8 protein-coding genes are annotated in these 14,692 nt (G+C 71.4%); 7 read left to right on the forward strand and 1 reads right to left on the reverse strand.

Annotation, left to right across the window (positions count from 1 at the left end; translation table 11 throughout):
- Positions 1 to 988 precede the first annotated feature (988 nt).
- The 4 genes from ACFYWM_RS07710 to ACFYWM_RS07725 all read left to right on the forward strand — a co-directional run bounded on the left by ACFYWM_RS07710 (position 989) and on the right by ACFYWM_RS07725 (position 10,014).
- Positions 989 to 4,174, forward strand: a complete 3,186-nt coding sequence (locus ACFYWM_RS07710; protein ID WP_389910183.1) for an ATP-dependent helicase — start codon at positions 989 to 991, stop codon at positions 4,172 to 4,174.
- Between the two features lie 25 nt (positions 4,175 to 4,199).
- Complete coding sequence (locus tag ACFYWM_RS07715; RefSeq protein ID WP_389910186.1) at positions 4,200 to 7,952, forward strand: ATP-dependent helicase; 3,753 nt, start codon at positions 4,200 to 4,202, stop codon at positions 7,950 to 7,952.
- A 128-nt stretch (positions 7,953 to 8,080) separates the two neighbouring features.
- Positions 8,081 to 8,788, forward strand: a complete 708-nt coding sequence (locus ACFYWM_RS07720; protein WP_389910189.1) for a TetR/AcrR family transcriptional regulator — start codon at positions 8,081 to 8,083, stop codon at positions 8,786 to 8,788.
- 32 nt (positions 8,789 to 8,820) lie between these two features.
- A complete protein-coding gene (locus tag ACFYWM_RS07725; protein WP_389910192.1) occupies positions 8,821 to 10,014 on the forward strand; it encodes a cytochrome P450 in 1,194 nt (397 codons plus the stop codon).
- A 112-nt stretch (positions 10,015 to 10,126) separates the two neighbouring features.
- Here the strand turns inward: ACFYWM_RS07725 and ACFYWM_RS07730 are convergent, their stop codons facing one another.
- Positions 10,127 to 11,143 carry a LacI family DNA-binding transcriptional regulator gene (locus ACFYWM_RS07730; RefSeq protein ID WP_389910195.1) on the reverse strand — a complete coding sequence of 339 codons (1,017 nt, stop codon included), beginning with the start codon at positions 11,141 to 11,143 and terminating at the stop codon, positions 10,127 to 10,129.
- A gap of 62 nt (positions 11,144 to 11,205) precedes the next feature.
- Here ACFYWM_RS07730 and ACFYWM_RS07735 point away from each other — a divergent pair, with 62 nt between their 5' ends.
- The 3 genes from ACFYWM_RS07735 to ACFYWM_RS07745 all read left to right on the forward strand — a co-directional run bounded on the left by ACFYWM_RS07735 (position 11,206) and on the right by ACFYWM_RS07745 (position 14,692).
- Positions 11,206 to 12,375, forward strand: a complete 1,170-nt coding sequence (locus ACFYWM_RS07735; RefSeq protein ID WP_389910198.1) for a trans-sulfuration enzyme family protein — start codon at positions 11,206 to 11,208, stop codon at positions 12,373 to 12,375.
- 98 nt (positions 12,376 to 12,473) lie between these two features.
- On the forward strand, positions 12,474 to 13,763 hold the full coding sequence (locus ACFYWM_RS07740; protein ID WP_389910201.1) for an ABC transporter substrate-binding protein: 1,290 nt from the start codon (positions 12,474 to 12,476) through the stop codon (positions 13,761 to 13,763).
- The gene (locus tag ACFYWM_RS07745) at positions 13,760 to 14,692 is read left to right on the forward strand and encodes a carbohydrate ABC transporter permease (protein ID WP_389910204.1); all 933 of its coding nucleotides are present in this window, start codon (positions 13,760 to 13,762) and stop codon (positions 14,690 to 14,692) included. Before ACFYWM_RS07740 ends, ACFYWM_RS07745 begins: the two co-directional genes overlap by 4 nt.

Here is a 14,692-nt window from a genome sequence, read left to right on the forward strand (position 1 = left end):
CTCGGGCTCGCCGTGAACAGGCCGAGGCCGACACCCGCGCGGAGTTGGCCGAGCGCCCCGCGCCTGGGCCGCCCGCGAACGCCAGGAGGCCGCCGAGCAGGCCCGTTGCCTGGCGTGACCTCCGCCCCGGTACATGTCCGGCCTGGCCGCCGATCCGCGCCCTGTCCGGGGCCGTTGAGGGGTCTCCGCAGGTAAGCGCGTTGTCGATCTGGTAAGGCTCGTAGGTGTGTTGCTTCGAACATGTGTCCAGCTGTTTCGGGTCGAAACAGCTGGAGCCGTCGCCGTACGGCAACGGCTGGAGACCAACGGCGGGACCTTACGTGTTCGCGCCTCGCGGTTCGTCCAGGGAGCAACGCCCTGGGAACGGAAGAAGGCCGTGACGATCGCCGGCGTTGGCTGAACGCCGTACGGACCGGGGCGGTCGGCGCCGCAGGCCTCCTTCGTCGGCCCACGGCATCGATTCACCGAACCCCTCTGGACGACGTCGCGCGAGCATGCTGACGCCCAGATCGTGAGCAGCCTTCCCGGACCCGGGGCACCAGGAAACGTTTCGAGCCGAAACGTTTCCTGGACTCCTGTTTGAGCCCGCGAACGTCACCGGAAGCAGCATGCCTGACGTGACCGACATGCCTGAGGACCCCTGGATATTGTTCAGGCACGTTCCTGAACCCCCGCGTGCCTGACGTGCCTGGGGGCCCCAGATAACCGTGACATCCGGCCGGTTTCCGGTGGTTCGTGTGATGCTCGTCCCGTCCGTGAATTCTTCCCAGATGCCCCTTTCGGGGTTCCCGCCCAGGTCCGCAGGGTGCTTCGGGCTTCCGATCTCCTGGAAAGCGTGCGCCGCCCGCCGTATCCGGTGAAGAATCCGCCATGCCGTACCCGCCGACTCGGCACGATCATCGTCCGGGATCTGGTGGAATGGCGAGTTGTGAGTGGTCAGGACTGGCGGCTGATACGTCGTGAGGGTGCGGGGAGGGCTGTTGCCCCTGTGCTCGACGAGCACCAGCGGGCGGTGGTGGCCCATGAGAGCGGCCCTCTCCTCGTGCTCGCGGGGCCCGGCACCGGCAAGACCACCACGATCGTCGAGACCGTCGTCGACAGGATCGAGCGCCGGGGCGTCGACCCCGAGCGGGTGCTCGTCCTCACCTTCAGCCGCAAGGCCGCCGAGGAGCTGCGCGAGCGGATCACCTCCCGGATGCGCCGCACCACCCGCACTCCCCTCGCCCTCACCTTCCACAGCTACGCCTACGCGCTGCTGCGCCGCGAGGCCGTGCTCGCCGGAGGGCTGCCGCCGCGCCTGCTGACCGGTCCCGAGCAGCTGCTGGAGATCCGCCGCCTGCTGCACGGCGAACTGGAGGACGGCGCAACGCACTGGCCCGACGACATGCACGAGGCGCTCAAGACGCGCGGTTTCGCCTCCGAGCTCCGCGACTTCCTGGCCCGCGCCGCCGAGCGCGGTCTCGACGGGCCCGAGCTGCGGGAGCTGGGCCGCCGCCACGGCCGCGCCGACTGGGTCGCCGCCGGGGGGTTCGCCGACCGCTACCAGGCCAGGTTCGACCTCGACCTCGAACCGGTGCTCGACTACGCGGAGCTGATCCGCGCGGCGGGGGCCCTGCTGTCCGACCCCGAGGTGCGGACCCGCGAGCGGTCGGCGTACGACGCCGTCTTCGTCGACGAGTACCAGGACACCGACCCCGCGCAGGAGTTCCTGCTCCAGCAGCTGGCCGGGGAGGGCCGCGACCTGGTCGCGGTCGGCGACCCCGACCAGTCGATCTACGGTTTCCGCGGCGCCGACGTCCGGGGGATCATGAACTTTCCCGACCGGTTCCGCGACGCCGGCGGCGCGAAGGCCCCCGTCGTCGCGCTGCGCGTCTGCCGCCGCAGCGGCCGGGAGCTGCTGAGGGCCACCCGCCGCGTCACCGCCCGCCTGCCCGCCACCCCCGGCGGCGCCGCGCACCGCGACCTGCGCGCCCTGCCGGACGCCGAGCCCGGTGACGTACGGGTGCTGGTGGCCGACGGCGCCACCCAGGAGGCGGCGATCGTGGCCGACACGCTCCGCAGGGCGCACCTGCTGGACGGCGTCCCCTGGTCGCGGATGGCCGTCCTGGTGCGGTCGGCGACGCGCCAGGTGCCGCTGCTGCGCCGCGCCCTGGTCACCGCCGGGGTGCCGGTCGTGGTCGGCGGCGCCGAGGTGCCGCTGTTCCAGGAGCCGGGCGTACGGCCGCTGATCAGGCTCATCCAGGTGGCGCTGCACCCGGAGACCCTCGACGAGGGGGTGGCGGAGGAGCTGTTGACCGGGGCGCTCGGCGGCACCGACATGATCGGGGTGCGCCGCCTGCGCCGCGCCCTGCGGATCGCCGAGCACGAGGCGCTCGCCGCTCCCGGCGAGCACGACACGGACAACACCGCCGACGCCTCTGATGCCGCCGACGAGGTGGTGGAGCGCGAGAGCCCCGGCCCGCGTTCCTCGGGCGAGCTGATGGTCGCGGCGCTGAAGGACGCGCGGGAGCTGGTGAGGGTGGACGAGCACGTCGCGAAGCCCGCCGAGCGGCTCGCCGGTCTCATCACCGCCGCCACCGAGGCCGTACGCCAGGGCGGCACCGCCGAGGACGTGCTGTGGGCCGTCTGGCAGGCCACCGGCCTGGCCAAAAAGTGGACCGACGTCAGCCTCAGGGGCGGCGTGAGGGGCACCATGGCCGACCGCGACCTCGACGCCGTCGTGGCGCTGTTCGACCACACGGCCAGGTTCGTCGACCGGCTCCCGCACGCCGGGGTGGACGTGTTCGTCGAGGACCTGGTCGCCCAGGAGATCCCCGGCGACTCCCTCGCCGAGCGGGCCCCCGACGGTGACACGGTCCGCATCCTCACCGCGCACCGCTCCAAGGGCCTGGAGTGGGACGTGGTGGTCGTCGCGGGGGTCCAGGAGGGCGCCTGGCCGGACCTGCGGCTGCGCGGGTCCATCCTGAGCACCGACGACATGGTCGCCAGGGCCGAGGGCTCCGAGCACGAGAACCCGGCGGCCGTCTCCGCCGCCCTCGCCTCCCAGCTGCTGGCAGAGGAGCGCCGCCTGTTCTACGTGGCCGCCACCAGGGCGAGGAAGAGGCTCATCGTCACCGCCGTGGGCGGCGACGACACCGAGGAGCGGCCCTCCCGCTTCCTCACCGAGCTGGTCCCCGGCTCGGCCGAGGACGCCGCGGGCGTCGACGAGCGGTCCCGCTGGCTCAGCATGTCCGCGCTCGTGGCCGACCTGCGCTCGGCGGTCGCCGACTCCACCAGGCCGGAGCCGCTGCGCAGGTCCGCGGCCGAGCACCTGGCCAGGCTCGCCGCCTCCGGGGTGCCCGGCGCCCACCCCAACGAGTGGTACGCCCTCACCCCCATCTCCGACGACCGCCCGCTGAGCTGGCCCGACGACATCGTGCGCGTCTCGCCCTCGGCGGTGGAGAGCTTCAGCAAGTGCGGCCTGCGCTGGCTGCTGGAGACCTCCGTGGGGGCGGGCGGCACCGACGTGGCCCGTGGCCTGGGCACGGTCGTGCACGCGCTCGCCGTCCTCGCCGCGACGGGCATGCCCACCGAGGAGACCCTCGGCAAGCGCCTGGACGACGTCTGGCACGAGCTCGACTTCGGCGGCGTCTGGTACAACCGCAAGCAGCGCAGGGTCGCCGAGGAGATGATCTCCAAGTTCGTCCGCTGGCACGAGGAGAACCCCCGGGAGCTGGTCGGCCTGGAGGAGGCGTTCACGGCCATGGTCTCCGAGGGAGTGCAGATCAAGGGCAGGGTCGACCGGGTCGAGCGCGACGGCGAGGGCCGGGCCGTGATCATCGACATCAAGACCGGCAAGACCGGCGCCAAGGACAGTGAGCTCGAACGCCACCCCCAGCTCGGCGTCTACCAGCTCGCCGCGCTGCTGGGCGCCTTCCAGCGGCACGGCATGACCGAGCCGGGCGGCGCGGCCCTCGTCCAGGTGGGCGACGCGGCGGGCAAGAAGGCCGCCAAGGAGCAGACGCAACCTCCCCTGGCGGACGACCCCGACCCCGGCTGGGCCAAGGACATGGTCGGCACCGTCGCCGTCGGCATGTCGGGGCCGTTCTTCCAGGCCAAGGTGAACGACGGCTGCCGCACCTGCGCCGTGCGGACGAGCTGCCCGGTCAGCAAGAACGGAGATCAGGTGTGCTGAGCCGCACGATCCCGGGGAACGCCACGTGCTGAGCCCGGTCCAGCTGGCCGCCAAGCTGGGCATCCTGCCGCCGACCCCCGAACAGGCCGCCGTGATCGAGGCCGGTCTCGAACCGATGGTCGTGATGGCCGGAGCCGGGTCGGGCAAGAGCGAGACCATGGCCGGGCGCGTCGTCTGGCTGGTCGCCAACGGGCTGGTCCGCCCCGAGCAGGTGCTCGGCCTCACCTTCACCAGGAAGGCCGCCGGGGAGCTGGCCGCGCGCGTGCGCGAGCGGCTCAACGGCCTGGTGGAGACCAAGCAGGTGCCCGCCGACCTGATGGAGGGCGAGCCGACCATCTCGACGTACCACGCCTACGCGGCCCGCCTGGTCACCGACCACGCCCTGCGCGAGGCGCTGGAGCCGACCATGCGCCTGGTCTCCCCGGCCGTCTCCTGGCAGCTCGCGGGGCGGGTGGTCAGCGCGTACGACGGGCCGATGGAGCAGGTCGAGTGGAGCCCGGCGACCGTCACCCGGGCGGTGCTGGAGCTGTCCGGTGAGCTGGCCGAGCACCTGCGCACCCCGCAGGACGTGCGCGACGTCGGCGCCTGGCTCGCCCAGCGGTACGCCGAGCTGCCCGGCACGCCGATCAAGGACCAGCGCAGGCCGCTCGCCGTCCAGCGGGCCAGGGAGCAGCTGCTGCCGCTGGTCGAGTCGTACGCCCGGCTCAAGCGGGGCAGGGAGGTCGTCGACCACGGCGACCAGATGGCGCTGGCGGCCCGGATCGCCGCCAAGCACGCCGACGTCGGCGAGATCGAGCGCGGGCGGTTCGCGGTGGTCCTCCTGGACGAGTACCAGGACACCAGCCACGCCCAGCTCGTCCTGCTGCGCGCGCTGTTCGGCGGGGGCCACCCGGTGACGGCCGTGGGCGACCCCTGCCAGTCCATCTACGGCTGGCGCGGTGCCTCCTCGGGCAACCTGACCCGCTTCCCCCGCGACTTCAGGACCGCCTCCGGGGAGCTCGCCCCGGTCAACCGCCTGTCGGTCAGCTTCCGCAACGGCGACGCCGTGCTGGACGTCGCGGCCCGGCTCCAGCTGCCGCTGCGGATGGAGGCCAGGGAGGTGCCCGTCCTGGTGCCCGGCGGCAACCGGGTCGACCGCGGCCGGGTGGTGTGCGCCTTCCACGAGACCGCCGACGACGAGGCGGAGTGGGTCGCCGCGGGGATCGCCAGGGTGCTGGGCGCGGAGAGCGCGCCCGACGGCATGCCCTGGGGCGAGGGCGAGCGCAAGCGGGCCAAGCAGAGCGCCTGGGGCGGCCCGCAGTGCCTGCAGCCGCACGACGTGGCGATCCTGGCGCGCAAGCGCTCGCAGTTCCCCGCGCTGCGCAGGGCGCTGGAGGCGCGCGGCATCCCGGTCGAGATCGTCGGCCTGGGCGGGCTGCTCACCGTGCCCGAGGTGGCCGACATCGTCTCCACCCTGCGCGTCGTCTACGACCCGAGCGCCGGGGACGCCCTGGTGCGGCTGCTGTCCGGTCCCCGCTGGCGGATCGGCCCGGCCGACCTCAAGGAGCTGGGCGAGCGGGCCCGCGAGCTGAACCGGGAGACCCGCGAGGGCTCCTCGCCGGTGGCCGACCCGCTGGACCAGGTCGTGGCGGACATGGCCGAGGAGCGCGGCAGCCTGATCGACGCCCTCGACGAGCTGCCCGACCGCCCCGAGTGGCAGGACCTGTTCTCCCCCCTGGCCGCGGTGCGGCTGGTGGCCATGGCCCAGGAGCTGCGCCTCCTGCGTGCCCACACCGGCCAGCCGCTGCCCGACCTGATCCTGGAGATCGAGCGCAGGCTCGGCCTGGACATCGAGGTGGCGGCCAGGGGGACGGCCGTCGGCCCGTTCGCCGCCCGCGCCGACCTCGACGCCTTCCTGGACGCCGCCGCCCGGTTCGCCGGAGACTCCGAGGACCCGACGCTGGGTGCCTTCCTGGCGTTCCTGAAGGCGGCCGACGAGGAGGAGAACGGGCTGGACGCCGGGCGGGTGGGCGAGAGCAACAGCGTGAAGCTGATGACCGTGCACGCCTCCAAGGGCCTGGAGTGGCCGGTCGTCGTGGTGCCCGGCCTGTCCCAGGCGCTGTCCAAGGCCGGGACGCTCACCGTCGGCACCATGTTCCCCGCCCGCTCCACGACCAGCCCGAAGTGGACGGAGAACCCTCGCAAGCTGCCCTACCCGCTGCGCGGCGACGCCTCGGACCTGCCCGAGCTGACCGGGCTCTCCAAGGAGGAACTCGCCGACTTCGACGAGCGCTGCCGCGACCGCGACCTGCTGGAGGAGCGCCGCCTGGCGTACGTCGCCGTCACCCGCGCCCACTACCTGCTGATCGCCTCCGGCTACCGCTGGGGGACCGCGGCCAAGCCGCTGGAGCCGTCCGACTTCCTGGTGGAGATCCGCGACACCTGCGGCCGGGTAGCCGTTTGGGCCCCCGAGGTGGAGGAGGGGGCGACCAACCCGCTCCTCGCCGAGCCCGCCGAGTCCGTCTGGCCGATCGCCCCGGAGGACGTCCGCTACGCGGCGGTCCTCGACGGCGCCACCATGGTCGAGGCGGCTCTGGCGGCCCTGGCGGGAGGTGCCACGGCTCCCGGGAGCGGCTCCTCGTCCGCGTCCTCGTCCTCGTCCTCGTCCTCGTCCTCGTCCTCGTCCTCGTACGAGGACGTTCCCTTCCCGGAGTCCCCCGAGCAAACGAACGCGTCCTTCCCGGAAGACGCGGACGTCCCCTTCCCCGGTGACCCGTGGGACGAGTCCTTCCCGGACGACGAGCCCTTCCCCGAGGCCCCGGAGGACGAGGAGGTGCCCTTCCCCGCCGGCCCGGAGGACGCGGGTGCCTTTCCCGGAGGGTCCGAGGCCGTGCCCGTTCCAAGGGCCGTACCCGAATCGGGGGCGACGCCCGGAACGGTGTCCGAGCCGGTGTCCGCAACGGAGACGGCGTCCGAGTCCGAGTCCGAGGCGGCGACAGGAACAGGGACGGAAGCCGAGGCCGAGCCCTGGGCCGGGTTCGAGTCCGGGGCCGAGGAGCAGGGCGCGCGGCGGACGGCTCCCGTGGCCGACCTGCGGGGATGGGACCGGGAGCGGGCGAAGGCGTGGGAGCGCGACATCGAGCTCCTGCTCAGGGAACGGGAGCTGAACCGGCGGCGCGGCAGCGGCCGGGTGGAGCTGCCCACCCACCTGACCGTGTCCTCCCTCGTCACGCTGGCCTCCGACGCCAAGGCGCTGGCCCGGCAGATCCGCCGCCCGGTGCCCAAGAAGCCCGCCCCCCTGGCGCGCAGGGGCACCTCCTTCCACCGCTGGCTGGAGGGGCGCTGGGGCCAGCAGCGGCTGATGGACGAGTTCGAGTTGCCCGGCGCGTCCGACGACTTCGAGGAGACCGACGCCCACCTCGACGAGCTGCGCGCCCGCTTCGAGGAGAGCGAGTGGGCGGGCAGGGAACCGTTCGACGTCGAGGTCCCCTTCGAAACCATGATCGCCGACCGGGTGGTCCGCGGCCGGATGGACGCGGTCTTCCAGGTCTCCGACGACCGCTACGAGGTCGTCGACTGGAAGACCGGCCGCCGTCCGAACGGCAAGAAGGCCGAGGCCGCGGCCTCCGTCCAGCTCGCCGCCTACCGGCTGGCCTGGTCCCACCTGGCCGGCGTACCCCTCGACCGGGTGAGCGCGGCCTTCCACTACGTCCTGCTCAACGAGACGGTCCGCCCCGTCAACCTCCTCGACGAACGCGGCCTCGTCACCCTCGTCGAGTCGGTCCCGGCTCTCAGCTGACCCGGCTCCACGGCCCGCGCGAGATTCCCCGGAGAACGGGCTTGTCAGTGTCCGTACGGAGGTCTACCGTCTGACTTGTTGACCAGATTTCATAATTGGTCACGAAGTCAGAAGGAAAGGTACGTAAGGTGCGGGAACGAGCAGGGCAGGCCGACGGGCGCGCCGACCGGATCCTCGACGCGGCGGCCGAGCTGCTCGTGCGCCACGGCTACCGGAAGGTGACGATCGACGACATCGCCCAGCTGGCCGGGATCGGCAAGGGCACGGTCTACCTGCACTGGCGCACCAAGCAGCAGTTGTTCGAGGCCGTGCTGCTGCGCGAGTCCATCGCCTACGTGGAGGAGCTCCTCGACGGGCTGCGCCGGGATCCGGCGATGCTGCTGCCGCACCGTTTCGTGTCGGAGTCCTTCCTCATCGTCGGCGACAAGCCGGTGCTGCGGGCGCTGTCCGAGGCGTACTTGGAGCGGAGGCAGAGCAGGTTCACCGACGCCTTCCTGCACAGCCAGGAGCTGCTCGCCTCCGAGCGGTTCTACGGCCTGATGACCCGGCACGGCCTGCTCCGCGACGACGTGCCCAACATGGCGTACACGCTGAGCGCGACGATGACGGGGTTCCACCTCCACGAGCCCGAGAACCTGATGGGCATCGAGGTGGGGACGCGGGCCAAGGCGGAGGCGCTCGCGCACGTCGTCCGGTACGCCTTCGAGACGCCCGAGCCGCCGGGCCCGGAGGAGCTCGCCAAGGCGGCCTCGGAGGTCATCGCCGTCTTCGAGGCTTTGATCCCGTCCTACCGCATCTGGATCTACGCGTACGACCGCACGCACGAGCCCGGCTGACGCCGGACCCGTCCCGACGAGAAAGGCGGACCATGACCACCATCGCCGACACATGGGGCCTGCACGAGGGGCACTTCTGGCTGCGCGGACGCCACCCGGACCAGCCGGTGAGCTTCGACGCCGCCACCGGCATGTGGAACGTCTTCGGCTACCCCGAGACGCTGCGGATCCTGGGTGATCCGAAAACGTTCTCCTCCGACACCGGCCGCGTGCTGCCCAGCCTGGAGATGAGCAGCGAGGGCATGCTGACGCAGATGGACCCGCCCGAGCACGGCAAGCTGCGCAAGCTCGTCAGCCACGCCTTCACCCCGAAGGTCGTCGCCGACCTCGAACCGCGGATCGCCGCGCTGACCGGCGAGCTGCTCGACGAGGTGGCCGACCCCGACCGCCTGGAGCTGGTGACCGACCTCGCCTACCCGCTGCCGGTCATCGTCATCGCGGAACTCCTGGGCGTGCCTCCCGGCGACCGCCACCTGTTCAAGCAGTGGGTGGACAAGATGTTCGTGAACACCCAGCAGTTCTCGCTCGTCGACCAGAGCGAGGAGCAGGAGCGCAGCGTCGCGGTCGCCATGGAGCAGTTCAAGAACCTCGCCGACTACATCGGCGAGCACGCCGACGAGCGCAGGCGCCACCCGCGCGCCGACCTGCTCACCAAACTCGTCGAGGCCGAGGTCGACGGCGAGCGTCTCACCCGGGCCGAGGTGGTGAACTTCGCGAACATCCTGCTCGTGGCCGGGCACATCACCACCACCATGCTGCTGGGCAACACGGTGGTGTGCCTGGACGCCCATCCCGAGCAGCTCGCCCGGGTTCGCGAGGACCGGTCGGTCATCCCCGACGCGATCGAGGAGTCCCTGCGCTTCTTCAGCCCGTTCGCGGCGCTCGGCCGGGTCACCAACACCGACGTCGAGCTCGGCGGGCAGCACGTCCCCGCCGACCAGCTCCTCATGGTGTGGATCGCGGCGGCCAACCGCGACCCGAGGCAGTTCGCCGACCCCGACGTCTTCGATCCCTCCCGTGACCCCAACCCCCACCTCGGCTTCGGCCGGGGCGTCCACTTCTGCATCGGCGCGCCGCTGGCACGCCTGGAGGGCAAGGTCGCGCTCAACCTGCTGCTCGACCGCTTCCCCCACCTGCGCACCGACCCCGACGAGCCGCCGAGCTTCATCCCGAGCCCGAGCATGACCGGCGTACGGAAACTGCCGCTGCTCACCTCCGGCGCCTGACGGAGGCCGCCGCGCCGAGCCTCCGGGACCCCCGCCGGGACTCGGCCCTCACCGTGGCCCTCACAGTGGCCCTCACCGTGGCCCTCGCCGGGGTTCGGCCCCCGCCCGGCCGTCACCCCGGCGGTGGCAGCTCTCCCGACCCCCGGACGACGAGCTCGACCGGCACGGTCACCCGCTGCTTCGGGCGCGCGGGATCACACAGCCGGGCGAGCAGGAGCTCCACCGCCGCGCTGCCGAGGCGGCCGACGTCGTAGCGGACCACGGTGATCCCCGGGTTGAGGACCCCCGCCATCTCGAAGTCGTCGAAGCCGACGAAGGCCGGGCGGGGACCCGTGTGGTCGCGCAGGGCCTGTACGATGCCGAGCGCGGCGCGGTTGTTGGTCGCGAAGAACGCGGTCGGCGGGTCGGGCAGCGCGAGCAGCCGTCGCACCTCCTGCTCGACCCGCCAGGGGTCGAACACGCCGGTCACGCACAGCGCCGGGTCCACGGCGACCCCGGCCGCGCGCATCGCCGCGCGGTGCCCCTCGGCGCGGGCGTGCACCGAGCTCAGCGGGTCGTCGTCCGAGATCAGGGCGATCCGCCGGTGGCCGTACGCGAGCAGGTGCTCGGTGGCGATCCGGCCGCCCGTGTCGGCGTCGAGGAGCACGGCGTCGACCTCCGGCAGCCCTTCGGGCACGCGGTCGACGAAGACGGCGGTGAGCCCGCTCGCGACGTACTCCGCCAACCAGGTGTGGTCACCGGTGGTCGGGACGACGACCATCGCGTCCACGCCCCGCCCGTACATCGTCTCGATGATCATGACCTCGCGGTCGGCGCGCTCCTCGTAGCTGCCGAACACCACCAGCGCCGCGTGCGCGGAGGCGGCCGACTCCACGGCCTTGGCGAGCCGCGAGTAGAACTCGTTGGAGATGTTCTCGATCACCAGGCCCAGGGTGAGGACCGAGCCGCCCCTGGCGAGCCGGCTGGCGGCCTCGTTGCGCCGGAAGCCCAGCGTCGTGATCGAGTCCTGGACGCGCCGTACCACGTCCGGCTTCACGTGGGGCTCCTGGTTCACCACCCGGGAGACCGTCTTGAGGCTCACCCCCGCGTGGCGCGCGACGTCGGCCATCGTGGTCCTGCGAGGACTCATCCCCATCCTTTTCCCGGAGCGGTCGGACAGATCTTCCGGAACATGTTGTACCTTGCGCAGTCATGTACGAAGACATCGACGACAACTGGATCTGCAGCCGGTACGGCGAGGACGAGCCCTGGATGCTGGGCGCGGTCAACCCGCCGGTCTTCGAGAGCTCCCTGTTCACCTTTCCCACGGCGCGGAAGCTGTCGGAGAGCCTGGCGGCCGAGGACGAGAACTACGTCTACTCGCGCGGCACCAACCCCACGGTCGACCTGCTCCAGCGCAAGCTCGCCGCGCTGGAGCGGGCGGAGCGGGCCAAGTGCTTCGGCTCGGGCATGGGCGCCATCGCCGCGACGATCTCCTCGCTGGTCTCCGCGGGCGACCACGTGATCGTGCTCGGAGCGGTCTACGGGCCGACCACCCAGTTCCTCCGCTATCTGGAGAAGTTCGGGGTGTCGCATACGACTGTGCACACCGGTAATCCTGCCGCCCTTGATAGCGCTGTCAAGCCGAACAGCAGGGTGCTCTACCTGGAGTCACCCTCGTACATGCGCTACGGGGTCATCGACATCCGCGCCTTCGCCGGGTGGGCGCGCGGTCGCGGGCTGACCACCGTGATGGACAACACCTGGGCGACGCCGATCTTCCAGAAGCCCCTCACGATGGGGGTCGACCTGGTCGTGCACTCGCTGTCGAAGTACATCGGCGGCCACAGCGACCTCGTCGGCGGCGTCGTGGCGGGCCCCGCGCGCCTGGTCAGGCCGCTGGCGCTGACCGAGTACCAGCTGTACGGCGCCGCGCTGTCCGCCCACGAGGCGAGCAAGGCGATCAAGGGGCTGCGGACCCTGCCGATCCGCATGGCGGCACACCAGGAGCGCGGGCTGCGGGTGGCGGAGTTCCTGGCCGGGCACCCGGCGGTCCGGGCGGTCAACCACCCCGGCCTGCCCGACCACCCCGGGCACGATCTCGCGAGCACCCAGATGACGGGCTTCTCCAGCGTCTTCAGCGTCGAGCTGGACACCGAGGACGTCGCCGAGGTGGGCCGGTTCGTGGACGCGCTGCGGCACTTCCGCGTCGGCGTGTCGTGGGGCGGGTACGAGAGCCTGGTCAACGCCCCGGCGCTCACCACCCTCGACTCCGTGCGCGCGACCATGGAGATCCCGGTGGGACTGGTCCGTCTCTCGGTGGGCCTGGAGGACCCCGTCACGCTGATCGCCGATCTCGCGAACGCCCTGGAGAAGTCTTGACGGACCACTGGGGGCTCCGTAGCATCCCCGTCATCCAAAGTTGTGACAGCGCTGTCAAAGGCACTGCCCTCCGTTGAGCCGACCCCTTTGGGGAAATCATGAAAACACCCCCCAGGTTCGCCGCCCTGATGGTCGGCGTGCTGACCGTGACGCTGGCCGCCTGCGGCGCCGACGACGCCGCGGGCACGGTGAGGCTGCGCATGATCGAGAGCCTGACCAGCCCGGACCGCACCAAGCTCCTGCGAAGCCTGATCGCCGACTTCGAGCGGCAGAACCCGGGGGTCAAGGTCGAGCTGATCTCGCCGCCCCTGGAGAGCGCCGACCAGAAGATCACCCAGGTGCTGCAGACCAAGAAGGGCGTCGACGTCCTGGAGGTTCGCGACCACACCGCCAAGTCGTTCTCCAACAACGGCTGGCTCGCCGAGCTCCCGACGCAGGGCTGGCCCGGCTGGGACGAGCTGACCGAGCTCGCTCAGAAGAAGGCCGTCGAGGTGGGCGGCAAGCCGTACCTCATCCCCTACGGCTTCTACGAGAAGGTGCTCTTCTACCGCTCCGACTGGCTGCGCGAGGCCGGTGTCGCGCAGCCGCCCGCCACCTGGCAGGAGCTGTACGACACCGCCAAGCGGCTCACCGACAAGGGCAAGCGCCGCTACGGATACTCCTTCCGCGGCGGCAAGGGCGGCTTCGACTACGCCGTCCTGATCGTCAGCGCCTTCAACGGCGACAAGGTGGACACGGAGAAGTCGTTCTTCCTCAAGGACGGTAAGACGATCTGGTCCACGCCGGAGGCCGCGCAGGCCATGGACCTGTTCGTCAGGCTGTTCAAGGACGCCTCCCCCGCCGACTCGGTCTCGTGGAGCTTCCCGGAGATGGTCCAGGGCTTCACCTCCAACGTCACCGGCATGCTCGTCCAGGACCCCGAAGTGATCAAGACGATCCAGGAGAGCGGCGTTCCCAAGGACGGCTGGAGCGCCGCCCCGATCCCGAAGGGCCCCGGCGGGTACGCCCTGCAGCCCGTCGGGTACGCCGGTTGGGGCGTGACGTCCTTCAGCACGTACAAGAACGAGGCGACCAAGCTGGTCCAGTTCCTCAGCGAGAGCGCGCAGAGCGTCAGGTTCGCCAAGGGCAACTCGCTCATCCCGATCGCGAAGGCCGCCGAGCAGGACCCCGAGTTCTCCCAGGGGGCCTGGAAGGCGTACCTGGACGCCCAGCGGGACGACAAGCAGGTGATCACGATCCGGCCGGTCGACTACCCGGGCTGGAGCGAGTGGCAGCAGGCCGCCGACAAGGACATCCAGTCCCTGCTGACCGGCGGCAAGACGGCCGCGGACGTCCTGGGCGCCTGGGACGCGTTCTGGACGGACCAGGCGACGAAGAAGCCCTCGTGACGGTGGCCGGGAAGGCGGGGCCGGGCGCCGGCAGCGCGGCCCGGCCCGTCTTCGACGCGAGGCGGGCCCGCTTCATCGCGCTCTGCCTGCTGCCCGGAGTCGTGTTCGTCGCGGTGTTCACGTACTACCCGATGATCCGGGGCGGCGTGCTCGCGTTCCAGCGCTACAACCTGTTCGACCTGACCTCCACGCCGTTCGTCGGGCTGGAGAACTTCCGGGCCGTCCTCGGCGACGACCAGTTCCGGACCGCGCTGGCCAACACCGGGATCTGGGTGTTCGTGTCCGTGCTGTTCCAGTTCGTGCTCGGCTTCGGCCTCGCCCTGCTGCTGCGCAAATACTTCCGGGGGCGTGGGCTCTACCAGGCGTGGGTCTTCTTCCCCTGGGCGATGTCGGGCTTCCTCATCGGCCTGCTGTGGCGCTGGATGTTCAACGGCGAGTTCGGCGTCGTCAACGACCTGCTGATCAAGACCGGCCTCGCCGACGAGCCGATCCCCTTCCTCTCCTCACCCGGCTGGGCGATGACCTCGATCATCATCGCCAACGTCTGGTACGGCGTGACGTTCTTCGCCATCATGATCATCGCCGCGCTCCAGTCGGTGCCCCGCGAGCTGTACGAGGCGGCCGACGTCGACGGCGCCTCCCGCTTCCGGCAGTTCCGCCACGTGACGCTGCCGTCCATCCGGACGACGCTGGTGCTCATCGTCCTGCTGCGGGTCATCTGGATCCTGAACTTCCCCGACCTCATCTACTCGATGACCGGTGGCGGCCCCGCGGGAAGCACGCACATCGCCACGACCTACCTCATCGAGCAGGTGCAGAACGGCGACTACGGCAGGGCCGGGGCGGTGGGGATCTTCGTCCTCGGGCTCCTGCTCTCGTTCAGCGTCTTCTATCTCAACGCGACCCGGTTCGAGAAGGCGAGGGACTGA

Source organism: Streptosporangium sp. NPDC002721 (assembly GCF_042888905.1).
Lineage (GTDB): Bacteria > Actinomycetota > Actinomycetes > Streptosporangiales > Streptosporangiaceae > Streptosporangium.

Coding starts and splice junctions, on each gene's coding strand:
- ACFYWM_RS07725 (WP_389910192.1), top strand. CDS start 8,821: ATGACCACCATCGCCGACACATGGGGCCTGCACGAGGGGCACTTCTGG.
- ACFYWM_RS07730 (WP_389910195.1), bottom strand. CDS start 11,143: ATGAGTCCTCGCAGGACCACGATGGCCGACGTCGCGCGCCACGCGGGG.
- ACFYWM_RS07735 (WP_389910198.1), top strand. CDS start 11,206: ATGTACGAAGACATCGACGACAACTGGATCTGCAGCCGGTACGGCGAG.
- ACFYWM_RS07740 (WP_389910201.1), top strand. CDS start 12,474: ATGAAAACACCCCCCAGGTTCGCCGCCCTGATGGTCGGCGTGCTGACC.